This is a genomic window from Paraburkholderia sp. J10-1 (genome assembly GCF_905220165.1).
GTDB lineage: Bacteria > Pseudomonadota > Gammaproteobacteria > Burkholderiales > Burkholderiaceae > Paraburkholderia.
In genome coordinates this window covers 67,641-90,645 of the sequence record NZ_CAJMYW010000007.1, presented here as the reverse complement: position 1 = coordinate 90,645, position 23,005 = coordinate 67,641, and the positions used below count along the sequence as shown (strand labels likewise).

Below are 23,005 nucleotides of genomic sequence, written 5' to 3'. Positions count from 1 at the left end.
CGCGATGCTCTTCCTGGTGTTCGAACTGGACGGCGAGCGCTACGCGCTCGATGCCCGCGAGATCGCGCACGTGCTGCCGCTCGCTCCCGTGCGCGCGTTTCCGGGCACGCCCGCGTATATCGCCGGCGTGATCGACTACGAGGGCGCACCCGTGCCCGTGGTCGATCTGCCGATGCTCGCGCTCGGGCGGCCCGCGCGCGCGCTCATGTCCACGCGGCTCGTGCTCGTGTATGACCGCGAGGACGACGCTGGCGCGGCCGCCTCTCAGGTGCCGCCGCGCCGCCTCGCGCTGCTGCTCGAAAGCGCGACGCGCACGCAGTCGATCGCGCCCGAGCGCTTCGCCGAAGGCGGCATCGCCACGCCCGAAGCGCGGTGGCTTGGGCCCGTGGCGCGCGACGAGCGCGGTTTTGTCCAGTGGGTGAAAGTTGCCCAACTGCTCGACGCGCGCGTGCGTGCGCTGCTCTTTCCCGTCCCGCCTTCGTGGCAAGGCGCGGCATGAGACAGGTCGACCCGCGCTTCGCCGCCTGGTTGCTCGAAGAAACCGGCATCGACGCCGAATCGCTGGGCGCCAACGCGCTCGCGCGCGCGGTGGGCGCACGGGCGGCGGTGACGCTCGAGGTCCAGGCGGATCTGCATCCGGCCGAGACGCGCAGGGAGTGGATGAGCGGCGCCGTGCTGCCTGAATGGGCGCGCGAAGCGTACTGGCAGCGACTCGCGACCACACCGGCCGAGCGCCAGGCGCTGATCGACGCGCTCGTGGTGCCCGAGACCTGGTTTTTTCGCGAGCGCGAGGCCTTCGCCGCGCTCGCGCGCCTCGGTGCGAAGCGGCTGGCCGCGCAGCCGGGCGAAGTGCTGCGCGTGCTGAGCGCGCCGTGCTCGAGCGGCGAGGAGCCTTACTCGGCGGCGATGGCGCTGCTCGACGCGGGGCTCGCGCACGAGCAGTTCGCCATCGACGCGATCGACATCAGTGCGCAGTCCATCGCGGCGGCCGCGCGCGGGGTGTACGGCCGCAATGCGTTTCGCGGCGACGGCCTCGCGTTTCGCGAGCGCTACTTCGAAGCGACGCCCGACGGTTGGCGTATCGCCGCAACAGTGCGGCGCGCCGTGACGTTCGAGCGCGCGAACCTGTTCGAATGGCTCGCCCCGCACCCGGTACGCTACGACTTCATTTTCTGCCGCAACGTGCTGATCTATTTCGACCGCGCCTCGCAGGACCGCGCCATCGACCTGCTGCGCGCGCGCCTCACGGCGGGCGGCATGATCTTCGTGGGACCGGCGGAAACCGGGCTGATGATGCGGCATGAAATGGTGTCCGCCTATATTCCGCTCGCGTTCGGTTTTCGCACGCCCGAACCCGGCGCGACGACGGATCATCATCCGGCGAGCCCGGCGGCAGCGGTGCCGCCCGCGCTCACGCCGCTGCCGGTGATCGCGGCTACGGCAGCGGCGCCCGCATTCGGCAGCGCGCCGGTGTTCACGCCGCTCGACGCGCCCGTGGCCGCAGCGGCACACCGGGCAAGGCCTGCGCCGCCGCGCCACACGCTGCGGCCGTTGCACGGCGCGCCGGCTCCGCGCGCCGCCGCTGTGGTGCGCGCACCGGCTGCGGGCGCAGAGTGTGTGGGCGCCACGCCCGAAGCCGCGCTCGCCGACGCGCGGCGCTTAGCCGATGCCGGTGCGCTCGACGAGGCCGAACGCCTCGCCGCGCAAGCGGCCAAGGCGCTGGCGCAAAATGCGGACACCTGGTACCTGCTCGGCCTGATCGCCGATGCGCAGGGCCGTGCCGCCGAAGCGCTCGCGCACTATCGCAAGGCCATCTATCTGGAGCCTTCGCACTACGAAGCGCTCACGCATCTGGCTGCGCTGCTCGAAGTGCAGGGCGACGGCGAGGGTGCCCGCCGCCTGATGCGCCGCGCGAAGCGCGTGGCGCAGGAGATGGCACAGCGCGGCGCGGCGGATGCAGGAGGTACGCATGCCTGAGCGCGACTTCACGGAGGACCTGGTGCTCGCAGCGCACCCGCTTGACCCGTGCTGGAAAACCATCGGCACGCTCGGCGACAATTCGTGCCCGCGGCTTCAGACGTGTGTGCGCTGCCTGAATTGCCCGGTTTTCGAAGAAGCGGCGGCGCGCATGCTCGACCGGCCCGCGCCGCTTGCGTCATCTGCGCCGGCGCCCGAACGCGTGCAGCAGTCTGCCGGTCCGCAAACGCGCCACGAAGGCTCGCTCGTGTTTCGCGTGGGCGGCGAGTGGCTCGCGCTGCCCGCGACCGCGCTGCGCCATGTGGACGAAGCGCGCGCCATCCACACGTTGCCGCACCGGCGCAGCGCTGCCGTGTTGGGCGTGGTGAACGTGCGCGGCGTGCTCACGCTCGCGGTATCGCTGGCGGCGCTTCTGCGTATCGAAGTTGCGATGCCACAAGCCGCTACGGCAGGTGCGCAACGGCGCGCCGCCACGCCGCGCCTGCTCGTGACCGAATGGGCGGGTGCGACGACGGCGTTTCCCGTCGACGCCGTGGAGGGCGTCACGAGCTTCGGCGCCGATGCGCTGCTGCCCGCGCCCGCCACGCTTGCGCAGTCGGCTGGGCGGCATGTGCGCGGCGTGACGCACTGGCGCGGGCGTTCGGTGGGCGTGCTCGACGCCGACGTGCTATTCGATGCGCTTGCAAGGAGTTTGCGATGAGCGACGACGAACTGAGCCGCCGCTCGCTGCTCGACCTCTTCCAGGAGGAGGCGGCGGCGCAGACGCGCACGCTTTCCGCGGGCCTGCTCGCGCTCGAGTCCGCTCCCGAGGATGCCTCTACGCTCGAAGCGTGCATGCGCGCCACGCACTCGCTCAAGGGCGCGGCGCGCATTGTCGGACTGCCGGAGGCGGTCGAGGTGGCGAGCGCGATGGAGGATTGCTTCGTGGCGGCGCAGCGTGGCGAATTGCGCATCGACGCGGCGCGCATCGACGCGCTGCTCGTTGGCATCGACTTGCTGAGCGCGGCGGGCGACGTTGCGGCGGCGCCGATTACGCACGATGCGGTTGCGGCGTTCGTGGCGCGCCTGCAGGGTGTAGTGCAGCCCGGCGCGGCGAACGCTGACGCCAACGCGAGCGTGCGAGTGCCGGAAGCCGACGACCTCGCTGCGCTTGCGGCATCGCTGCGCCTGCCCGAGCCGGAGCACGAATCCGAACCGGAACCTGAGGCCGTGTTATCCGGCGAAGTCGAATCCGCGCCATTGGCGCGGCCCGCGCAGCCCCGTTCAACCGACGCCGAGCGCATGCTGCGCGTGCGCGCCGGCACGCTCGACCGCTTGCTCGGTTTCGCAGGCGAATCGCTGGTGGAGTCGCGCCGCATGCGGCCGTTCGCCGAAGGTCTCTTGCGCACGCGCCGCGCGCAGGGCGACGTGCTCGCGGCGCTGGGGCAGTTCCAGGAACGCCACGCCGATGCGCTCGACGCCGACGCACGCGCCGCGCTCGCCGGCATACGCGATGCGCTGGCGTCGCTGGATCATCAGCTATCCGAACGATTCGACGACATCGACCGCATTGACCGGCGCGGCACTCAACTCGCGCAGCGCCTCTACGACGAGGCCCTGCAATGCCGCATGCGGCCGTTCGGCGACACGGCGCACACGTATCCGCGCGTGGTGCGCGACCTTGCTCGCTCGCTCGGCAAGCGCGTGCGCTTCGCGATTGTCGGCGAGTCGACGCAAGTGGACCGGGACATCCTCGAAATGCTCGACGCGCCGCTCGGCCACCTGCTGCGCAACGCGCTCGATCACGGTATCGAGGACCCCGAAACAAGGCGGCGCGCCGGCAAGCCCGAAGAGGCAAGTCTCACGCTCGAAGCGCGCCATAGCGCGGGCAAACTGCTGATCGCCGTGGCCGACGACGGCGCGGGTATCGACCTGAACGCGCTGCGCACGAGCATCGTCGCGCGCTTGCTCGCGCAGCCCCAGGCCGTTGCCGCGATGTCCGACGCCGAACTGTTCGACTTCCTGCTGCTGCCGGGCTTCTCGATGCGCGACACCGTGACCGACGTGTCGGGCCGCGGCGTCGGCCTCGACGCCGTGCAGAACTTCGCGAAGGCCGTGCGCGGCACCGTGCGCATCGAGAGCGCGGCGGGGCAGGGCACGCGCTTCGTGCTGCAGTTGCCGCTCACGCTCTCGGTGGTGCGCAGCCTGATCGTCGAGGTCGCGGGCGAAGCCTATGCATTTCCGCTCGCGCACGTGCGCCGCGCGCTCAGCGTGCCGCGCAGCACGATCGAAATGCTCGAAGGGCAGCAGCACATTGCCTTCGAAGGGCGGCCGGTGGGACTCGTCACCGCGCGCCAATTGCTCGGGGCAGGCGCCGAACCCGCGGCCACGGAAGACCTGAACGTGGTGCTGGTGGGCAGCGAGGCGGGCCTCTATGGCGTGGCCGTGGACCGCTTCGCGGGCGAGCGCACGCTCGCCGTGCAGCCGCTCGATGCGCGTCTGGGCAAGGTGCGCAACGTCTCGGCGGCGGCGTTGCTCGACGACGGCGAGGTCGCGCTGATCGTCGACGTGGAGGACATCGTGACGTCGGTTGCGCGACTCGTGCGCGACGGTCAGCTCGCGGGCGTGGCGCGCGGCGCAGCCCTTGACGGTGCGCGCGCACGCAAGCGTATTCTCGTTGTCGAGGACTCCTTGACGGTGCGCGAGCTGGAGCGCAAGCTGCTCGAAAAGCGCGGCTATGACGTGACCGTGGCGGTGGACGGCATGGACGGCTGGAACACCTTGCGCAATGCGCACTTCGACCTGGTGATCACCGACGTCGACATGCCGCGCATGGACGGCATCGAACTCGTCATGATGATCAAGGGCGACGCGATGCATCGCAACGTGCCGGTGATGATCGTCTCGTACAAGGATCGTGAAGACGACAGGCGGCGCGGCCTCGACGCGGGCGCCGACTACTATCTGACCAAGGGCAGCTTCCACGACGAAGCGCTGCTCGACGCCGTAAGCGACCTGATCGGGGAGTCGACAGGATGAAAATCGGTATCGCCAACGACATGCCGCTCGCCGTCGAGGCGCTGCGTCAGGCCATTGCGACGCGGCACGGCCATCGCGTGCTGTGGGTCGCCGCGAACGGCGAGGAAGCCGTGCAGTTCTGCGCGGCGCAAGTGCCCGACGTGATCCTCATGGATCTCGTGATGCCGAAGATCGACGGCGTGGAGGCCACGCGGCAGATCATGGCGCGCTCGCCGTGCCCCATTCTGATCGTGACGAGCAGCGTGGGCGCGAACGCCTGGCGCGTGTACGAGGCGATGGGCGCGGGCGCGCTCGATGCCGTGGACACCCCCACGCTCGCCGGGCCCGACACGCGCCGCACGATGGACCTGTTGCTCGCGAAGATCGAGCAGATCGGGCGCGTATCCGGCGCGCCCGATTTCACCGCGCGCGCGCCGGCCGCAACTGCGCCAGGCATGCCGAAGGCGCCGCTCGTTGCGATCGGCGCCTCGGCGGGCGGACCCAGCGCGCTCGCCGCCGTGCTCGGCGCGCTGCCTGCCGGTTTCGGCGCGGGCATCGTGATCGTGCAGCACGTGGACCAGTCGTTCGCGGCGGGCATGGCCGCCTGGCTCGACGACCAGACACCGCTCACGGTGCGCATTGCGCTCGAAGGCGAGCAGCCCGCGCCCGGATGCGTGCTGCTCGCCGCGACCAACGATCATCTGCGCATGACAGCGAGCGGTAAGCTGGCTTACACTCGCGAGCCGGCCGACACACCGTACCGCCCCTCTGTCGATACCTTCTTTCACAGCCTCGTCGAGTGCTGGACGGGCGAGGCGATCGGCGTGCTGCTCACCGGCATGGGGCGCGACGGCGCCATTGGCCTGAAGGCGATGCGCGCGAAGGGCTGGCACACGATCGCCCAGGACCAGGCGACGAGCGCCGTGTACGGCATGCCGAAGGCGGCGGCGGCGCTTTCCGCCGCGCGCGCGATCCTGCCGCTCGACGCCATTGCCCCCGAGCTTGCGAGCCGGGTGAAATCACCGCATCAATCTGCCGGCTAGACGCCAGCCATCACGAGACGCGACCGACATCATGACCGAGAAGTCCACTCTTCCAATCAGCGCAAACGTTGCCGACAGCACGGGCCTCGAGACGGGCGGCACGGATGCCTCCCTCGACCCCGGCAGCGCCGACGACGCCTCGCTCGCCGTTGCGCTGGACGCCGTGCGCAGCGCGCTGGAGCAAACGCTGCCCGCCGCCGACATGCCGATGATGGTGCTGCTGGTGGACGACCAGGCGATCGTGGCCGAGGCCGTGCGCCGGGCGCTCGCGAGCGAGCGCGAGATCGACTTCCACTATTGCGCGCATCCCGACCAGGCTGTGCGCATGGCCGAGGAAGTGCGCCCGACCGTGATCCTGCAGGACCTCGTGATGCCGGGCACCGACGGGCTCACGCTCGTGCGGGCTTATCGCGCGAACGACGCGACGCGCGACGTGCCGATCATCGTGCTCTCCACCAAGGAAGAGCCCGCCATCAAGAGCGCGGCGTTCGCCTCGGGCGCGAACGATTACCTCGTGAAGCTGCCGGACAGCGTCGAGTTGATCGCCCGCGTGAAATATCATTCGCGATCCTACGTAAACATGCTCCAGCGCGACGAGGCCTATCGCGCGCTGCGCCGCTCGCAGCAGGAACTGCTCCGCGCGAACCTCGAACTGCGCCGCCTCACGCATTCGGATGGCCTCACCGGCCTCTCGAACCGGCGCTATCTGGACGAATTCCTGAGCGCCGAGTGGAAACGCGCAGAGCGCGAGCGCACCGAAGTGTCGCTGCTCATGATCGATGTGGACTACTTCAAGCCGTATAACGACACCTACGGCCACGTGGCGGGCGACAACGTGCTGCGCTCGGTGGCGACGACGATCCGCCGCGAGATCCGGCAGCCGCGCGACCTCGTGGCGCGCTTTGGCGGCGAGGAGTTCGCAGTCGTCCTGCCGGGCACGGGCAGCGCGGGCGCGCGGCTGCTCGCCGAGAAAATGCGCCGCGACGTGGCGGGACTCGCACTGCCGCACGTGGGCTCCGCCGTGAGCGAGCACCTCACGATCAGCATTGGCGTGGCCACGCTCACGCCCGCGCCGGGCCTCGCGGAAACGGCGCTGATCGAGGAGGCCGACGCCGCGCTCTATCGGGCCAAGCGCGACGGGCGCAATCGTGTGGCGTTTTCCACGCAGGTGTCGGGGCGCTCGTAAAGCCTGAAGGTTTACCGCGGCGTCCAGTCGTACATCAGGATTTTCGCGCGCGCGTCGTCCTCCACGAGCACGACGTAATCGCCGTTATCGCGCTGCGCCGCGCTCATGCCCATATAAATGTCCACCCATCCGCTCGTGCTGCCCACGTTGGCGCCTGGCGTCATCGAACCGGCGAGCTGGCCGCTGCGCGCGTCGTACACGTCGATCTTCTGCGTGTAGAGCTCCGCGATGAACACGTAGTTTCCGGCCACGGCAATGCCCACCGTGGTCACCTGCGGACTGCTGCTCGTGTTCCAGGGCAACGACGCCTGCCATGTGAGCGTGGGCGAACCGCTCGACCAGTTGTCGTAACGTGCGAGCACAGGCCCCGCTTCCTTCCAGTGCGACGCGTCCCACGGAATATTCGCCGTGAATCCGGTGATGTACATCGTGTCGGTTTCGGCCACGTAGACAATGCGCGCAATGCGGTTGAACGGCGCCGGCATTGCGAACATCTTCGACGATGCATAGGTGTACTGGGGATTGCCCTGCGCGTCGAGACCTTGCATCGGCATCTCGCGAATGCCCGAAAGCGGCGTGGCGAGCCATACATTGCCGGGTGTGTCCACCCACCAGTAGCCGTTGCCAACGGTTGCGCCCGTGGAGGGGTTCGAAGCGATCTCGCCCGCGTCCACATGGCCGTCGCCGTTCGCGTCGCGCCACATCCATTCGCCGTAGGCCGGTTGACCGGCGGGCCAGGTGCCCGGCATCGGATTCTGGGCGAGCAGGCCCGAGGGAATCGCGACTTCGCCATCGGTCGCGCTCGAGAAGCGGTAGATGTTCAGGTAGTGCGCGTACTGGTCGAGCGTGTAGAGGAAGCGCCGGCCGTTGAAGCGGCGCACCATCGGCGAGCCGCGCACGCCGCGCGTGGAATGGAGCGCGGGATCGTCCGGATACGCGAAGCGGTTGAGCGTGAAGCCCGCATAGGTCCATTGCTTGCCGGGCGCCTGGCGGTAGTCGAGCGTGAAGCGTTTGGAGCCGGTGAAGACGTTCGCGGCGTTGGTGGGGTCGAAGGCGGCGGCATCGACGAAGGTCAGGCCATCGAGGCGCCAGCCCAGCGTGCGTGTGCCCATTGCGTAGCTTTCCAGCACCGCGCCCTGGCCGACGAGCGCGGTGCCGTACGGCCGCGGCCCCTGGCCGTTCTGCGCGACATACAGATTGCCCGCCTGGTCGTAGCCGATGCTGGCGATGCCGTTGAAACGCCAGTCGCCGGGCGTGCCCGCCACGACATGGAAGATGCCCTGGCGCGTGCCCAGCGAGCCGGCTGCCGTCATCTGGCCGTTCGACGCGCGCGCGTAGAGCAGGATCTGCTGCGAGGGGCCGTTGTCGGCAATCGAGAGCTGGCCGGATGGCGCGAAGGCGAGGTCGGTGGGCACAGTGCCGGCGGGCAGCACGGGCGCGTCGTTGAGCGCGGTGCCGTCCTTGCGGTAGTGGCCAATGCTCGGGCCGCTCGCGGCCTGCAAGCCCTGGATCAGCCACAGCGTGCCATCGCTCGCGAGCGCAATGCGCCCCGGCGCGGGCACGGTGAACGAGCGCAGTTGACGCATGGTCTGCGCGTCGTAGACCACGATGCGGTTGTCGGCGGTATCGGCAACGTATAGCTCGGTATCGGTGGCTGCGAGGCCGCGCACGGCGCCGTCGCTGGCGCTCGGCGCGGCGAGCACGCGCAGAAAGCTGTTCTTTGTCGCGTTCGCGCTGTTGCCAATGCCGCTCGCGAACGGCGCGCCTTGCGTCACGTCCGCGCGCAGGCGGCGCGTCACGCCGAACCAGGTCTGGTTGGCGGGCGGATAGTCCGCGCCCACGAGGCCGTTGCTCTCGTTGCTGATCGACATCGCGGCATACACATAGGTGCTGTTCGCCGCGATGGCGTCGCCGCCCGCATTGCCCCAGCCGTGCGTATTGCCGGCCACGGCGAGCTTGTCGCCGCCGCGGTAGACGCCGATCTCGCTGCCGCTTTCGTCCCACGGCGCGTTCGCGTAGACGGTGCCGTCGGGTGCGACGGCAATGGCCTCCACGTCTTGCTGCATCCACTTGCCGTCGCCAAAACCGAAGCTGTTGCCGATCCAGGACGTGGTGTAGTTGAGCGTGCTTTGCGCGATGGCAGGGTGAGTGGCGAGACCTTGCAGCGCGAGCGACAAGGCGATGAGGCGAGCAGCATTTTTCACTTGAATTCCCGTAAATCACGAACCTGCCGCAAGGTGTGCGGCCGTTGGGCGTGATGCTCGCACGCGCTTTTAAGGAAATAATTCAAATATTATTCAATGCGGGTAATGTGGCGTTTTTTTATGCGGATGCGATGCAAGAGCGGCCGCGCAGCGCAAAATCGCTCGAGCGCCGTGCGAACGCAAAAGGGGGAATTTCGCCGCCCGCAGGAATAATCGGCGCCGCCGCGTGTTAGTCCCCGCATCGCCACCCAATCAGCATCGCATCACGATCATGAAGTTCCGCGGGCCGCTCGACGAGCCGCCGATTTCCGAAGCCGATATCCAGGCCTATAGCGACGGCACGCTCGCCGGCGCGCGGGCGGCGCATGTGCGGCGCTACCTTGCGGGCAAGCCCGGCGAATGGCATCGCATCCTGTTCTACCGGCGGCTGAACGCGCAGATTCGCGACGCATACCCGGCGCAGGCCGCGCAGACGGCGCAGCCGCGCACCGCTACGGCCCGAGGCGGGCGGGTGTTGCGCTACGCTATCGCTCTTGCGGCGGCCCTGGCGCTGGCGAGCGCCGCCTTGGCGTGGGTCGCCGTGACTGAGCCGTCGCAGCAAGTTTTGAACAACGCCGCGGTCATGGCGTTGATGGAGGCCGAAAACGGGCAGTCGGAGGCGCTGGAAGCAGGCGCGGCGCGTGCGCCGTTCGATTTCGGCGCGGCAGGCCTGCACTTCCTGGGCGGCGGCGAAGTGCGGGTTGGCCCGTTCGCGAACGCGCAGCGCTATGTCTACGAGAACAGCCAGGGCGAGCGCGTGGTGCTGCTCGCGAGCCGCGCCTGGCTGGCGGGCGCGGCGCCCCAGTGGAGCGCGCACCGCGCGGGTCCGTTGAGGCTGTTGATGTGGCGCGAGCATGGCACGCGCTGGGTGCTCGCGGGCAACGCGCAAACGCGCGGCCTGATGCGCGCGGCGGACCTCGCGACGCTCGCCACGCCGCCGGCGCGCGAGGGCGAAGGATCGTGAAGCCACCCGGCGATGCAAACCGCGCAATGACCCTTGCAGCAATCCAGGATGAAACATGGACATCCGTGACGAGCTGATAGAACACGTGCCGCGCCTGCGACGCTACGCGCGCGCGCTGATCAACAACCGCGAGCTTGCCGACGACCTCGTGCAGGACACGCTGGAGCGCGCGATCGCCCGCACGGAGCTGTTTCGCTCGGGCACCGACCTGCGCGCCTGGCTTTTCACGATCATGCACAACATCTTCGTGAACCAGGTGCGCAAGTCGGCAGCGCGCGGCGCGCATGTTTCCGTCGACGACGAAAGCGTGCCCGAAACCGACTACGCCGTGCCCGCCACGCAGACGGGCGCGCTCGAAGTGCGCGATCTGGATTTCGCGCTGCAGCGCTTGCCGGTGGAGCAGCGCGAAGTGGTGCTTTTGGTAGGACTGGAGGAAATGAGTTACGCCGACGTCGCATTGGCGCTGGACATCCCGATCGGTACGGTCATGTCGCGTCTGTCGAGGGGACGTGAGCGCCTGCGCGCGCTCATGGCCGGTTCCGTCCCGCGTGCGAATCTGAAGGTGGTGCGATGAGCGAACAACAAAATCCAGTCACGCAAGACGAGATCCACGCCTACGTGGACGGCACGCTTTCCGAGGCGCGCCGCGCCGACGTGGAGCGCGAACTCGAGCGCAATCCCGAGCTTGCCGCGCGCGCGAGCGACTTCTTCGCGCTCAACAACCTGCTGCACGAGCGTTACGACCGCGTGCTCAACGAGCCGCTGCCCGCGCGCCTGCGCGTGGCCGCGCCCGAGCCCGAGCCGCAGGTGCAAACGGTGCAAACGGTGCAAAACACGCGGCCGGCGTCGAACTGGCCGCGCTTCGCGGGCCTCGCGGCGACGCTCGTGCTGGGCGTGGCAATCGGCTGGGGCATGCACTACGGCATGAGCGGCACGGGCGCCACAGGCGGACCCGCAGGCGTGGCGGGCGGCGGCGAGCTGCACGCGGTGAGCGCGGACGGCTCCATGCGCTTCGCACGGCAGGCGGCGCTCGCACACGTGGTCTACATGCCGACGGTGGTGCGGCCCGACGCAATGGACGACAGCCAGGAGCAGGACTTCGTGAAGTGGCTCGCCAACCGGCTCGGCACGAATGTGCGCGCGCCGATGCTGTCGAAGAGCGGCTTCGAGCTTTCGGGCGGGCGCTTGTTGCCCGCCGACGACGGCGGCCAGGTCGCGCAGTTCATGTATCACAACGCGCAAGGCGAGCGCGTGACGCTGTGTATCTCGCACCGCAAGACGAGCGCCAACACCACGGCGTTCAAGCTGTATCAGGATGGACCGGTGAACGTGTTCTATTGGGTGGACGGCGACTTCGGGTACGCGCTTTCCGGCGGTATCGACCGCAAGGCGCTTTTGCAGCTCGCGCACGACGTTTATGCGCAGTTGACGCCGAGTTGAGCACCGCCGGGCGCGGGCACGGCGGCTTGTCAGGCCGCCGTGCCGCGCTTGTTTGTTCCAGGCCTGTCAGCTGAACTTCACCTGAACTTCACCTGAGCTTCACCGCAACAAAGCTGCGCGCGTTGTTGCGCTGAATCAGCAGCGACACGCTCTTCGTCGCCTTGGCTTCGAGCGCGGCGGCTTCCTCCTGCGATTCGACTAGCGTGTCGTCGAGCGACAGCACGACGTCGCCAGCCCGCACGCCCGCCGTCGCGGCGGGGCCGGTCGAAGCGTCCACCATCAAACCGAGCGGCAGGCCGGTTGAGCGCTTTTCCTCTTCGCTCAGCGCGTGCGCGACGAGGCCGATGCGGTCCGCGGCGTGCCGCGGGGCCTGCGCGGCGACGGGTTGGGCGAGCGGGGCGCCCGTGTCCGTCATCACCGTCTTCATGGCGTGCACATTGGCCGGCGGCGCCTTGCTTGCCGCATCCCCGGCGGCGGGCGCGACTGGCGCGTCGGTCTTTTCCGCTGCCTGTTCGGCGTCGGCTGCCTGTGCCGCTGCTGCCCCTGTTGCGCCTGCTGCGCCTGCCGCAGCAGCAGGCGCATCCTCCGCCTTGGCCTCGTACGCGGTGTTCGAGAACCCGGCCACCGCCGGGCGCCGGTTGCGGATCACCTTGAGCGCAGCCGGCGTGGCGGGCGGCACCGCTGCGAGCGCGGCGGCGAGCGTCGCGGCCCGGTCGACGGGTTTGGTGCCGACCTGCATGATCACGTCGCCGGCCCGGATACCCGCTTTGCCCATGGGCGAGGCGGGGTCGACGGAATCGACGAGCGCGCCGCCCGCGTGCGGCAAGCCGAGCGCCGCCGCGAGCCCGGGGCTCACGTCTTCGACCTGCATGCCGAACGTGCGGATCGTGCCGCCGTTGCCCGCGTTTGCCCCGTTGGCTCCATTCGCCGCGTTCGCCGCATTGGCGCCGCCGGCGTTCGCCGCCTTGCTCGCCTGCAACTGGGCGCGGAACTGGTTGGCGGCGTCGATCGGAATCGCGAAGGTCAGGCCGCCGTAGCGGCCGGTGTCGGCGTAGATCTGCACGTCGATGCCGATCACCTCGCCCGCGCGATTGAAGATCGGCCCGCCGGAGTTGTCGGGGTTGACCGCCACGTCGGTCTGGAGGAACGGGAACGACTTGCCGTCGGGCAGCGTGCGCGAAGTCGCGCTGAGGATGCCCGTCGTCACGGTGTTCTGGTAACTGTCCGGCGAGCCGATCGAGAGCACCGGCTCACCGGCGTGCACCTTCGCCGTTTCGGCGAGCTTCACGAACGGCAGACCGTGCGCGTCGATCTGCAGCACGGCAACGTCGCTTTGCGGGTCGACGCCGACCACCTCCGCCTTGAACTCGCGCTTGTCCGTGAGCCGCACGGTCACCTGCCCGGCGCTGTCGACGACATGCGCCGTGGTGAGCACGACGCCATCGGGGCTGACGATGAACCCGGAGCCCATGCCTGTCATCACGCGCGGCCCGCTGGCGTCCGCGTCGGACGCCGGCTTCGGCGCGCGCCTGAAGAAGGCGAAGAAAGGATCGTCGGCGTCGATGGCCTCCTGCTCGGGCTGCGCGGACGGGTCGTCGGCGCTGCGCGCGATCACGTGCACGACGGCGGGACCGTAGCGCTCGGCGAGCGAGAAGAAGTCGGGTGTGGCGGCCGCCGGCGCGGACGTCTCGGCGGCGGCCGGCTGCGCGGCTGCCTTGTCGCTGGCGGCCTTGTCGTTAGCCGCCTTGTCGTTTGCGGCCTTGTCGTTTGCGGCCTTATCGGCGGCTGCTTTACTGGCGGGCGGCTTGGTGGAGGCCGCAGGCGGCGTGGCCGCGTTAGCATCAAAACAGAAAGCGCTGGCAAGCGCCAGGGCAAGCGCTGCCGCGGAGCGCGAATTGCGGGCGAAGTTCAGGCGGAGCACAGCACACCTCCCAGTGGTCATCGTGCTGGCGGGCGGCACGCGAACGCGGATAGCAAACGAATGCCGACGCACATAGTGTAGTCACGCCACAAGACAATTGGGGGGCAGGGTTTGTCCTGTAGCGCACGAAAGTCTGCACGACGGCGTGCCGGTGCATGCCCGGCGCATCGAATATGGCGCGTTGCCGACACTGCGGCTGGCCAGGACGCTTGGGGGGGGCGGTAGAGGGCGGCGGCGAAAAAGGCGCGCGCGATGCCCCGCTCGTCCTGAGCGGGGCGTTCGACTGCGGCAGGGGCGACTAGCGGGAGGCGGCAGTCGCTTTCAGCTACCCGAATACAGGTTGCAGAAGCTCACCGGCCCGACGCACGCCGCGTGCGGCGCGCCGGAGTCGCTCGTGCCTTGCATGGGCGCGCCCATGCCGCTGGGTGCCTGTTGTTGCTGTTGTGCCTTCGCATGCGCGACTTGTTGCGCGAATACGGGGCTCACATCGGGATACGAGGTATCGGTCACGAATTGCGAGCCGTTGGCCTGCGCTTCGATCAGCTGTTGGCGCACCTGGGCGCGCGTGAGTCCTTGCGCGGAAGCGGTGGAGACGGCGCCGATGCAAGCAGTCGCGACGAGGAAGGCAAAAAACGGGCGGCGGTTAATCATTTCGAACTCCTGATGAAATTGCGTGGTACTGCGACCGGCTGGAGCACGGTCGCATCAACGGAGACTGCAATGGGTATACCGCGGCGGGTGGGCTGCTATTCCCGTGGAGTTGTAACGGCGGCGTGTTTTTTACGTGAGCTGTACCTGGAGCCAGTGCGGCAGACCCGCACCGGTCAGGCTCACGCCAACGAGCGCAAGCGCGCCGGCCAGGAGAAGAACCAGCGGACTGACGCGCGTTCTGAGCAGCACGCAAAGCGATACGACGGCAATCGCCTTCGCGGGAAGGCCGCCGTTCAGCGATTTGAGCAGCACCCAGCCCGCCGCGAGCATCATGCCGGCCGCGATGGGACGCAGGCCGCGCTCGAGCGCGAGCTGCCACGCCGCGCCCTGATAGCGGCCCCAGATATGCGTGACGCCGTAGATCAGGAAGCCCGTTGGCAGCAGGAGCGCGGCGGTCGCCACGAGCGCACCCCAGAAACCGGCAACCTGCCAGCCGATCAGCGTGACGAGCAGCGAGCCCGGGCCCGGTGCCATGCGTGAAATCGCGAAGTCGGCGGCGAATTGCGAGTGCGTCATCCAGGGATGCACTTGCACGACCTGGCGCTGAATCTCCGCGACGATCGCCTGGCCGCCGCCGATCGTCACGAGCGAAAGTGGCGCGAAAATGGCAGCCAGCTGACCGAGCAGGCGTGCATTCATCGCGCACCCCGGCGGATCGCCACGTATTCGTAGAGCACGCTAACCGTGCCGCCGATGACGACCACCCACACCAGCGACAAACGCAGAATGCCGATTGCAAGAAAAGTCGCCGCCATGAGCAGCAGCGGAAGGATTTGCCGCCGCACGCGTCGCGCGGTCACGACGCCCATCGACAGCGACAATCCTGTGGCCGCAGCCGCGGCGCCGGCAATCAGAATCTGCGTGAGCGGATGGAAGATGAGCGCGCCGACCACGCTGCCAATCACGATGATCAGGCACGCGGGCGGCACGACGATACCGGTGACGGCCACGGCGGCCCCGCGCCAGCCCAGCAGCCGATGCCCGATCCAGATCGCCATGTTCTTGACGTTGATGCCGGGCAGCGCCTGCGAGATGGCGAGCCCGTTGAGGAAGTCCTCTTCGCTGATCCAGTGGCGATCCTGAACGAATTCGCGCAGCAGCCAGCCGCTCAAACCGCCACCAAAGCTCGTCAAGCCAATGCGGCTGAATATCAGAAAGAGTCCGAACAGCGTGGGGCGCGGCGGGGCGTTGGGTGTGGAAGCAGTCACGGGAATGGTGGAATGGGCGGCGCAGCAACGGTCGCCGAAATTATAGCGCCAGCGACACGCGTGACGCGGGAGCGGTTAGCGGCGCGCTGTCACGCAAAATTCAGCGCAAGGTCAGGGCCGCTATGATGGTTGGACTCGCAGCGACACGATCGCTGTGTCGCGCTGTCCGCCGCGTGGCTCCTGGCGTGACGTGAACAAAACGCCTTGTCGCCATTGCTCATGCCCAGGAAAAAGACCAACGTTTGGCTCAAGGGTCTCGAACTGCTCACCCGCATGAGCACAACGCGACCGAAGAAAAAGGCCGCCGCACGTAAAACGGCGCCCGCGAAGGCCGCGAAGCCCACGCACGTCGCGAAGCCGGGAACCAAATCGGCGAAACACACCGGCAACGCGCACGTGGCGCATGCGCAACCGGCGGGCACGGGCGGCAGGTGGTTGCGTTCCTGGCATTCCGCGCCGCCCAGGGCCGGGCATCTCATCAACCATCTCGCGTATGCGCTCTATCTGCCCGCCGGCGTGGCCAGGGCCATGCCGCTCGTGGTCATGCTGCACGGCTGCAAGCAAACGGCGGAATCGTTCGCCGCGGGCACGCGCGTTTGCCGGCTGGCGGATCGGTCAGGCTTTGCCGTGCTGCTTCCCGAGCAGGCGAAAACGGCGCATGCACAGCGCTGCTGGCACTGGCACGGCGATCATGCGCAGTCGGAGGCGCCAGCGGTCGCATCGCTTGTCGACGCGATCGTGCGCGAGCACGGATTCGATCGCGAACGCGTCTACCTGGCGGGCATCTCGGCGGGGGCGGGGCTCGCGTCCGTGCTCGCCATGCGCTATCCGTGGCGTTTCGCAGCCGTTGGCCTGCACTCCGGGCCGGTATTCGGCGCGGCCACCTCCACGATGAGCGCGATGAGCGTCATGCGTCACGCGAGCCGCGAAGAACCGGTGCATCTCGTCGATGCCGCGCTCGACGTCGCCGTGCATCCGGGCATGCCCGCCTTCATCGTGCAAGGCGAACTCGACGCGGTCGTGGCGAGGCGCAACGCGATGCAACTTGGCATGCAGTTCGCGCGAGTCAACCGGCTGCTCGACGCGCAGAGCGAATTGCGCGTTGGCGAAATACGCAGCTATAGCCGCGACGCGGTGGCGTACACCGACTATGTCAAGGCGGGCAGGCTCGTCGTACGGGTATGCGTTGTTCGAGGGCTCGGGCACGCATGGAGCGGCGGCGACCCGAGCGAGCCGTTTCATTCGGATCGAGGCCCCGACGCGATGTCGATGATGTGGCAGTTCTTCCGGCGGCAGCGCCGAAGCGCTGCAGGCGCAATGGCGTGAACGGGGCGTTCAGATCACAAAAAAGCCGTGCGTGCCGTCTTTCCCGAGTTGAGCGACGAGACCATACTCCCATTCCAGGTAGGCGTTCATCGCGTCACGCGCGTTGCCAGGCAGATATTGTTGATACCGCTCGGGCGAGGGGGCGGCGCATGGCGGCTTTATCAGATCATACGTAATCCTTATCATGCGGCGACACGATCTGCCCGCTTGGCAGCGATGCGAATGCACGCAAACGACATCGAGGCCAAACGGTAATCCCGAATCGGCGGCCGCGCTGATTTGCTAACGCCAAAACATTCTTTGGCTGCGCGCGTTTCGCGCACTAGCATGAAGTGCCGCGGACGCTCGTGTCCGCGCCTGCTTTCACGGGAACCTACATGCGATACAAGGGATACAACGTCGAACCGTCCGCGCATGCGCTGCCAAGCGGACTCTATGCGGCGAACCTGACCATCGAGAACAGGTCGCCGGCGCTTGAAACGTCGTTTTCTTTCGAAGCGCTCGATTATTTTTTCGAGCCCGATCACGCCATCGCGTATGCCTCACGCTGGGCGCGCCTGTGGATCGATCAGCGCGGCCTGCGGGCGGCGGGGTGATGCGCCGCGTAGGATCAGAATGCCGGCAGCGCTTGCGTGAGCGTGGAGACGAAGCGCGCCGTGCGCGCATCGCGCGGGCGCGAGAAGAGTTCGCTGGACGGTCCGGCTTCGACGATCGCGCCATCCTTGAGGAAGACCGCGTCGTGCGCGACGGAAGCCGCGAGCCGCAGGTCATGCGTTGCCATCAGCATGGTCGTACCCTCCAGCGCGAGCTGCCTGAGCACCTCCACGACTTCGGCGGAAAGCTCGGGGTCGAGCGCCGAGGTCGGCTCGTCGCATAGCAATACCTGCGGTGAGGGGGCGAGCGCGCGTGCAATGGCCACGCGCTGCTGCTGCCCGCCCGACAGCGTGGACGGCCACGCGTCGGCCTTCTGGGCGATTCCGACCTTCGCGAGGAGCGTGGCCGCGCGCTCGCGGGCGCGATCCTTGTCCCACTTCAGGACCGTCAGCAGTCCTTCCATCACGTTCTCGATGACGCTCAGGTGCGGAAATAGCTGGAAGTTCTGGAATACCATGCCGGTATGTCTACGAACCGACGCGATTTCGCCGTGAGACAGCCGGCGGCGCGGGCCGAACTCCACGCGGGCGTCGCCCACGTTCAACGCGCCCGAGTCGGGGACTTCCAGCAAGTTGATGCAGCGAAGGAGCGTGCTTTTGCCGCTGCCCGAAGGTCCGATCAGCGCGGTGACGCTGCCGGGTTTGAGCGTCAGGTCGATGGCTGCGAGAACCCGATGCTCGCCGAACGACTTGTGGATTTGCTCGATACGGATCATCAGCGCCCCACCGAAAACAAGGCGTGGCGGCCGTAGCGCGCTTCGAGCCGGCCCTGCGCCTGCGAGAGCACGGAACTGAACACCAGGTAGATCAACGCGGCCTCGGTATAGAGAATCAGGGGTTCGTAAGTCACGGCCGCGATGCGTTGGGCGGCCTGGAAGATTTCCGGCACGGTCAGCACCGCCGCGAGCGAGGTGTCCTTCACGAGCGAAATGAACGAGTTCGAGAGGGCGGGCAATGCCACGCGGATCGCCTGCGGGAGGATGGCGCGGCGCAACGCCTGCGCGCGCGTCATGTTCATCGAATAGGCCGCTTCCCACTGCCCGCGCGGAATGGATTCGATCACGCCGCGAATGACTTCCGCGTTATAGGCGCCGACATTGAGCGAAAAGCCGATGATCGCCGCCGTCAACGGATCGAACACGATGCCCACATTGGGCAGTCCGTAGAAAATGACGAACAGCTGCACGAGTAGCGGCGAGCCGCGAAAGAGCCAGATATAGAAGCGCACGGCGGCGACCGCCCAGCGCTGTCCGAACAGGCGTACGAGCGCCGCGCAGAACGCAAGCGCCATGCCGATTGCAAAGGAAGCCAGCGTGAGCGGGACGGTAAACACCAGTCCCGCGTAGAGCAGTGGCCACAACGATTGCGCCATCAGATGCAGCCATGCAGGCATCGTTCAGTCCGCCTTATTGCGAAATGTCTTTGCCGAAGTACTTCCGGGAGATTTTGGCGTAGGTGCCGTCGGCCTTGATGTCCGCGAGCGCCTTGTCGACTGCCGCGACCAGCTCGGGGTTGCCCTTGCGGAGCAGCACGCCGGACTGGTCGCCGGCGGAGGAGGTGTCGGTGGCTGCGATCCTGAGTTTGGCGTCGGGCTTGTGCTTCTGGAAGTCGAGGAACGAAAGCGAGTCGTTTACGGTGGCGTCCACGCGGCCCGAGGTCAGCAGATCGATCGATTCGTTGAAGCCTTGCACCGGCACGACATCGGCGCCGTGCGATGCCGCGAGCTTGCCGAAGTTGCTGGTCAGCGTATTGGCCGACTTCTTGCCTTTGAGGTCGTCGAAGGAGTGGATGTTCGTATTGTCCGAGCGCACGATCAGCACCGCATGCGTCGAGATATACGGCGTCGAAAAATCGTACTTGACCTTGCGCGCGTCCGTGATCGAAACCTCGTTGATCACCGCGTCATAGCGGTTGACGTCGAGGCCGGCGATCAGGCCGTCCCACTTGCCCTCGACGAATTGTGGCTTCACGCCGAGCCGCTGTGCGATGGCCGTTGCAATGTCGACGTCGAAGCCCGTCAGCTTGCCTGTTTCGTCGTGGTAAGTGAACGGTGCGTACGTGCCTTCGGTACCGACGCGAAACACCCCGGACGTCTTGACTTGTGCGAGGTCATCGGCGGCGAGGGCGGGTACGGCGGCAACGGCCGACAGGAGCGCGGCAACGAGAACGGAGCGAATGGCTTTCATGATCGAGAAGGAATAGTTAAAGGTTCAGTAGCGTGGTCATCGAAGAGCGGACCGATTCTACGAGGCGCGCGCGTGGCTGCAAAACAGCCACATTCGCTATGCATATGCTGTAGCGGAATATGACGACGGATGGGCCGCAGCGGCGGATGAAGCGGCAGTGCTGGCGTACGCGATCTGACTATTCGTGCGGCAAGGCGGCGACCGCGTCTTCCGGCGTTTGAACGGTGCCCGTTTCACTGGCGCGCGCCGCGAGTTCGCGCTTCACGCGTTCGATATCGCGAAAGCGCGCCGCGGGATGCTCGTCGGGCAACCGCGCGCCGGCGCCGAACAGCTTTTCGCGCAGCGTGCCCGGCGCGTAGTCGCGTGGGTACACGCCGCGTCGCTGCAACTCGGGTACGAGCAGGTTCACGATGTCCTCGAACGTCTCGTGCGCGACCGCGTAGGCCAGGTTGAAGCCGTCTACGCCCGTGGCCTCGACCCACTCCTGAAGAATGTCGGCCACCGTCGCGGCGGAGCCCACGAACACGGGCCCCATTCCGCCGATGCCGCCCCACCGCGCCAGCGACTCGATCGTCCACGTTTTGTCGCCGCCTGAGAGATGATCGACGGCGGAGTGAATGGCATTCGTCTGCACGCGTTTCACGGTGTCGGTCGGCAGGTACTGGCCGAAGTCAATGCCGGTCCAGCCCGACATGAACACGAGCGAGCCGTCATAGGAGACATGGCGCTGGTACTCCTCGAAGCGCGCCAATGCCTTTGCGTCAGTCTCGTCGACGATCACGGTGACGAGGTTGTAGATCAACAGCTTGTGCGCGTCGCGACCGGCGAGCGCTGCCTGGCGGCGTACATCCGCGACGTAGTCGCGCAGCTGGGCCTGCGAGAGCGCGGCGACGAACACACATTCGGCATGCTGCGCCGCGAACGTCTTGCCTGGACCGGATGCGCCCGCCTGGAACAGCACCGGCGTGCGCTGCGGCGAAGGCTCGCAAAGATGATAGCCTGGCACTTCGAAGTGTTTGCCCTTGTGACCGATCTCGTGCACTTTCTCCGGATGCGTGAACACGCGCCGTTCGCGGTCGCGCACCACGGCGTCATCTTCCCAGCTGCCCTCGAACAGCTTGTAGAGCACTTCTACGTATTCGGTCGCGACTTCGTAGCGGTCGTGGTGGTCGCGCAGGCCGCCTTGCCCGATGTTCTTCGCGCCGCTCTCGAGATACGACGTCACGATGTTCCAGGCGAGGCGCCCTTGCGTGTGGTGATCGGCGGTCGAGAGGCGGCGCGCAAACGTGTACGGGTGCTCGAAGCTCGTGGAGGCGGTGATGCCAATGCCCAGGTGCGACGTGACCATCGCAATGGGCGCGGCAAGCTGCAAGGGATCGTTCACCGGGATCTGGGCCGCCTGATGAAGCGCGTGGTAGTTGCTGCCCTGGTAGACGTCGTAGTAGCCAATCACGTCCGCGATGAAGATCGCGTCGAACACCCCCCGCTCGAGGATCTTCGCGAGATCGGTCCAGTAGGCGAGGTCCTTGTATTGCCAGGAGCGGTCGCGCGGATGCGTCCAGAGGCCCGGCGACTGATGCGCCACGCAGTTCATTTCAAAGGCATTGAAACGGATGGTTTTGCTCATGATGGTCATTGGCTCCCGCGTTTCGGTCCGTTGCCGATTTGCCAGACAAAGGGCGGCTCAGTGCCGTTGATGGTCCAGTCGCCCACGATCTTCGCTTTGTAGACGAGCGGATTGTGCGACGACACGGCGCGTGCATTGCGCCAGTGCCGGTCCAGCGCGTGGTTTGCGCGGATGGCCGAGGCGCCGAGCGCGTCGAACAGATGCGTCGCGGCGCGCAGCGCGAACTCGGAGGCGACGAGCTGGCTCTGCGCCGAGGCGATTTCGGCCTCCACGTTCGCCGCGCGCTCGGCTTCGTCGTCGCCGCCAAAGCGTGCCTCGTACGCGCGCTGCACCGCCTGCGCGGCCTGCAAGGTCACGGCCCGTGCGCCATAGGCCCACGAGGCGATCTCGCCCACCACCTGCTGGATCTGCGCGTCGTCGCTCGCTCGCGCGGCATTGCCGTGGCTGTAGATGCGTTTGCGGCTGCGCACGAGCGCGGCGGCGTCGCGTTGCGCGGCTTGCGCAATGCCCGCGAGCGTGGCGACATGAAACAGCTGATAGAACGCGGTTTGATACTTGAAACGGCGGCCGAAGTCGATGACATGGCGCGCGTGCACCTCGGCGTTCCGGAACACGGTGGTGCCGCTGCCGGTCGTCGTCTGGCCGAAGCCGTCCCAGTCGTCTTCACGAATCACGCCGGGCTGGTGCACATTCACCGCGACGATGACGTCGCTACCGTCGTCGTCACGCTGCGCGAAGACGTCGATCCAGTCAGCGTAGAGGCTGCCGGTGCTGTAGTACTTCGCGCCGTTCAGCACGAACCGGCCATCGCGGCGGCTCACCTTCGTGTTGATCTGGCCGAGCGCCACATCGCCCGCTTCGGTCCACGCATTGCCAACCAGCTGCCCGCCCGCGAAACGATCGAGCCAGGCGCGCTGGTCCTCGTCCGCCGGCGCATTCAACTTGTCTTCGACAAAGGCGAAGTGGCCGCGCAGCGCCTGCGGCAAATTCGAATCGGCCGCCGCCAGTTCGATGATCAGGCGGAACAGTTGCTCGATCGAGGCGCCTGCGCCGCCGTGACGCGCGGGAACGCGTACGGCGCCGAAGCCCGCTTTCTTGAGCAGGGCGACCGCTTCGTGCGGCAGGCTGCGTGTGCGATCGCGCTCGGCGGCATCATCGGCGATTTCCGCGAAGGCGGGGAGGAAACGGGCGGCGAGGGCGTCGTAGTCGGCGCCGCTGGAGAGTGTGTCGTCGGATCGCGATGAACTCATGCTTTCGTTCTCGAATGAGGGGTAACAACACTGCGCGCGGCAAGGGCCGCGTAGCCGTTTGAGGCAGCATGCACGCCCGTTGGCACGGGACGAAGAGGATGAGTATAGGAAGGCGTGTGACGCCACTCCAATAACCGATTGTCGAATCGATATCGGTTTGCCGGATTTGCGTGGAGGCGCGCCGCGCGATGACAGCGATTGCGCTGTCATCGCGGAAGCGCTGCGCAGCAACTGTTATGTAGTTTCCCTTATCAATCGGGGGCGCATGAATAT

General features: G+C 67.4%; 21 protein-coding genes. 11 read left to right on the top strand and 10 right to left on the bottom strand.

The window, feature by feature from the left end; translation table 11 throughout:
* Positions 1-4: 4 nt before the first annotated feature.
* The 6 genes from U5A65_RS22060 to U5A65_RS22035 all read left to right on the top strand — a co-directional run bounded on the left by U5A65_RS22060 (position 5) and on the right by U5A65_RS22035 (position 7,203).
* Positions 5-499 carry a chemotaxis protein CheW gene (locus U5A65_RS22060; protein ID WP_321947395.1) on the top strand — a complete coding sequence of 165 codons (495 nt, stop codon included), beginning with the start codon at positions 5-7 and terminating at the stop codon, positions 497-499.
* On the top strand, positions 496-1,977 hold the full coding sequence (locus tag U5A65_RS22055; RefSeq protein ID WP_321915531.1) for a CheR family methyltransferase: 1,482 nt from the start codon (positions 496-498) through the stop codon (positions 1,975-1,977). Before U5A65_RS22060 ends, U5A65_RS22055 begins: the two co-directional genes overlap by 4 nt.
* A complete protein-coding gene (locus U5A65_RS22050; protein WP_321947393.1) occupies positions 1,970-2,677 on the top strand; it encodes a chemotaxis protein CheW in 708 nt (235 codons plus the stop codon). The genes U5A65_RS22055 and U5A65_RS22050 overlap by 8 nt, the downstream gene beginning before the upstream one ends.
* Entirely contained in the window at positions 2,674-4,995 is a 2,322-nt protein-coding gene (locus tag U5A65_RS22045; protein WP_321947392.1) for a hybrid sensor histidine kinase/response regulator, read from the top strand. Before U5A65_RS22050 ends, U5A65_RS22045 begins: the two co-directional genes overlap by 4 nt.
* Positions 4,992-6,017 (top strand): chemotaxis response regulator protein-glutamate methylesterase, encoded by a 1,026-nt coding sequence (locus tag U5A65_RS22040; RefSeq protein WP_321915534.1) that lies wholly within the window; start codon positions 4,992-4,994, stop codon positions 6,015-6,017. The genes U5A65_RS22045 and U5A65_RS22040 overlap by 4 nt, the downstream gene beginning before the upstream one ends.
* Before the next feature lie 202 nt (positions 6,018-6,219).
* Positions 6,220-7,203: a diguanylate cyclase gene (locus U5A65_RS22035; protein ID WP_321915608.1), complete on the top strand. Its 984-nt coding sequence runs from the start codon at positions 6,220-6,222 to the stop codon at positions 7,201-7,203.
* A gap of 11 nt (positions 7,204-7,214) precedes the next feature.
* Here the strand turns inward: U5A65_RS22035 and U5A65_RS22030 are convergent, their stop codons facing one another.
* Positions 7,215-9,407: a hypothetical protein gene (locus U5A65_RS22030; RefSeq protein ID WP_321947390.1), complete on the bottom strand. Its 2,193-nt coding sequence runs from the start codon at positions 9,405-9,407 to the stop codon at positions 7,215-7,217.
* Positions 9,408-9,633: 226 nt separating this feature from the next.
* Between U5A65_RS22030 and U5A65_RS22025 the strand changes: the two genes are divergently transcribed.
* Genes U5A65_RS22025 through U5A65_RS22015 form a run of 3 tightly spaced genes read left to right on the top strand, consistent with a single transcriptional unit; the run spans position 9,634 to position 11,850 of the window.
* Positions 9,634-10,410 carry a transcriptional regulator gene (locus tag U5A65_RS22025; protein ID WP_321947389.1) on the top strand — a complete coding sequence of 259 codons (777 nt, stop codon included), beginning with the start codon at positions 9,634-9,636 and terminating at the stop codon, positions 10,408-10,410.
* A gap of 55 nt (positions 10,411-10,465) precedes the next feature.
* Positions 10,466-10,984 (top strand): sigma-70 family RNA polymerase sigma factor, encoded by a 519-nt coding sequence (locus tag U5A65_RS22020; protein ID WP_321915537.1) that lies wholly within the window; start codon positions 10,466-10,468, stop codon positions 10,982-10,984.
* A complete protein-coding gene (locus U5A65_RS22015; protein WP_321947387.1) occupies positions 10,981-11,850 on the top strand; it encodes an anti-sigma factor in 870 nt (289 codons plus the stop codon). The genes U5A65_RS22020 and U5A65_RS22015 overlap by 4 nt, the downstream gene beginning before the upstream one ends.
* An 88-nt stretch (positions 11,851-11,938) precedes the next feature.
* Here U5A65_RS22015 and U5A65_RS22010 read toward each other — a convergent pair whose 3' ends face one another.
* The 4 genes from U5A65_RS22010 to U5A65_RS21995 all read right to left on the bottom strand — a co-directional run bounded on the left by U5A65_RS22010 (position 11,939) and on the right by U5A65_RS21995 (position 15,690).
* Positions 11,939-13,771, bottom strand: a complete 1,833-nt coding sequence (locus U5A65_RS22010) for a trypsin-like peptidase domain-containing protein (RefSeq protein ID WP_321947385.1) — start codon at positions 13,769-13,771, stop codon at positions 11,939-11,941.
* A 321-nt stretch (positions 13,772-14,092) separates the two neighbouring features.
* Entirely contained in the window at positions 14,093-14,419 is a 327-nt protein-coding gene (locus tag U5A65_RS22005) for a DUF4148 domain-containing protein (RefSeq protein WP_415765459.1), read from the bottom strand.
* A gap of 132 nt (positions 14,420-14,551) precedes the next feature.
* On the bottom strand, positions 14,552-15,121 hold the full coding sequence (locus U5A65_RS22000) for a chromate transporter (RefSeq protein ID WP_321947384.1): 570 nt from the start codon (positions 15,119-15,121) through the stop codon (positions 14,552-14,554).
* Complete coding sequence (locus U5A65_RS21995) at positions 15,118-15,690, bottom strand: chromate transporter (RefSeq protein ID WP_321915541.1); 573 nt, start codon at positions 15,688-15,690, stop codon at positions 15,118-15,120. The genes U5A65_RS22000 and U5A65_RS21995 overlap by 4 nt, the downstream gene beginning before the upstream one ends.
* Positions 15,691-15,909: 219 nt before the next feature.
* Between U5A65_RS21995 and U5A65_RS21990 the strand changes: the two genes are divergently transcribed.
* A complete protein-coding gene (locus U5A65_RS21990; protein WP_321947382.1) occupies positions 15,910-17,016 on the top strand; it encodes a PHB depolymerase family esterase in 1,107 nt (368 codons plus the stop codon).
* Between the two features lie 377 nt (positions 17,017-17,393).
* Positions 17,394-17,612, top strand: coding sequence for a hypothetical protein (locus U5A65_RS21985; RefSeq protein WP_321915543.1), 219 nt, complete (start codon positions 17,394-17,396; stop codon positions 17,610-17,612).
* A gap of 14 nt (positions 17,613-17,626) precedes the next feature.
* On the opposite strand, the gene U5A65_RS21980 is transcribed toward U5A65_RS21985, so the two are convergent.
* From U5A65_RS21980 to U5A65_RS21960, 5 genes are all read right to left on the bottom strand, one after another.
* Positions 17,627-18,385, bottom strand: a complete 759-nt coding sequence (locus U5A65_RS21980; RefSeq protein ID WP_321915544.1) for an amino acid ABC transporter ATP-binding protein — start codon at positions 18,383-18,385, stop codon at positions 17,627-17,629.
* On the bottom strand, positions 18,385-19,062 hold the full coding sequence (locus U5A65_RS21975) for an amino acid ABC transporter permease (RefSeq protein ID WP_321915545.1): 678 nt from the start codon (positions 19,060-19,062) through the stop codon (positions 18,385-18,387). The genes U5A65_RS21980 and U5A65_RS21975 overlap by 1 nt, the downstream gene beginning before the upstream one ends.
* Before the next feature lie 13 nt (positions 19,063-19,075).
* A complete protein-coding gene (locus tag U5A65_RS21970; RefSeq protein ID WP_321947380.1) occupies positions 19,076-19,855 on the bottom strand; it encodes an amino acid ABC transporter substrate-binding protein in 780 nt (259 codons plus the stop codon).
* Between the two features lie 178 nt (positions 19,856-20,033).
* Positions 20,034-21,482: an LLM class flavin-dependent oxidoreductase gene (locus U5A65_RS21965; protein ID WP_321947378.1), complete on the bottom strand. Its 1,449-nt coding sequence runs from the start codon at positions 21,480-21,482 to the stop codon at positions 20,034-20,036.
* 5 nt (positions 21,483-21,487) lie between these two features.
* A complete protein-coding gene (locus U5A65_RS21960; RefSeq protein ID WP_321947376.1) occupies positions 21,488-22,732 on the bottom strand; it encodes an acyl-CoA dehydrogenase family protein in 1,245 nt (414 codons plus the stop codon).
* Positions 22,733-23,005 lie beyond the last annotated feature (273 nt).

Bases quoted from the DNA above. Each gene is read 5' to 3' on its own strand.
- U5A65_RS22060 (WP_321947395.1), top strand. From the start codon at position 5: ATGCTCTTCCTGGTGTTCGAACTGGACGGCGAGCGCTACGCGCTCGAT.
- U5A65_RS22055 (WP_321915531.1), top strand. From the start codon at position 496: ATGAGACAGGTCGACCCGCGCTTCGCCGCCTGGTTGCTCGAAGAAACC.
- U5A65_RS22050 (WP_321947393.1), top strand. From the start codon at position 1,970: ATGCCTGAGCGCGACTTCACGGAGGACCTGGTGCTCGCAGCGCACCCG.
- U5A65_RS22045 (WP_321947392.1), top strand. From the start codon at position 2,674: ATGAGCGACGACGAACTGAGCCGCCGCTCGCTGCTCGACCTCTTCCAG.
- U5A65_RS22040 (WP_321915534.1), top strand. From the start codon at position 4,992: ATGAAAATCGGTATCGCCAACGACATGCCGCTCGCCGTCGAGGCGCTG.
- U5A65_RS22035 (WP_321915608.1), top strand. From the start codon at position 6,220: ATGCCGATGATGGTGCTGCTGGTGGACGACCAGGCGATCGTGGCCGAG.
- U5A65_RS22020 (WP_321915537.1), top strand. From the start codon at position 10,466: ATGGACATCCGTGACGAGCTGATAGAACACGTGCCGCGCCTGCGACGC.
- U5A65_RS22015 (WP_321947387.1), top strand. From the start codon at position 10,981: ATGAGCGAACAACAAAATCCAGTCACGCAAGACGAGATCCACGCCTAC.
- U5A65_RS22000 (WP_321947384.1), bottom strand. From the start codon at position 15,121: ATGAATGCACGCCTGCTCGGTCAGCTGGCTGCCATTTTCGCGCCACTT.
- U5A65_RS21990 (WP_321947382.1), top strand. From the start codon at position 15,910: ATGCCCAGGAAAAAGACCAACGTTTGGCTCAAGGGTCTCGAACTGCTC.
- U5A65_RS21985 (WP_321915543.1), top strand. From the start codon at position 17,394: ATGCGATACAAGGGATACAACGTCGAACCGTCCGCGCATGCGCTGCCA.
- U5A65_RS21980 (WP_321915544.1), bottom strand. From the start codon at position 18,385: ATGATCCGTATCGAGCAAATCCACAAGTCGTTCGGCGAGCATCGGGTT.
- U5A65_RS21975 (WP_321915545.1), bottom strand. From the start codon at position 19,062: ATGCCTGCATGGCTGCATCTGATGGCGCAATCGTTGTGGCCACTGCTC.
- U5A65_RS21970 (WP_321947380.1), bottom strand. From the start codon at position 19,855: ATGAAAGCCATTCGCTCCGTTCTCGTTGCCGCGCTCCTGTCGGCCGTT.
- U5A65_RS21965 (WP_321947378.1), bottom strand. From the start codon at position 21,482: ATGAGCAAAACCATCCGTTTCAATGCCTTTGAAATGAACTGCGTGGCG.
- U5A65_RS21960 (WP_321947376.1), bottom strand. From the start codon at position 22,732: ATGAGTTCATCGCGATCCGACGACACACTCTCCAGCGGCGCCGACTAC.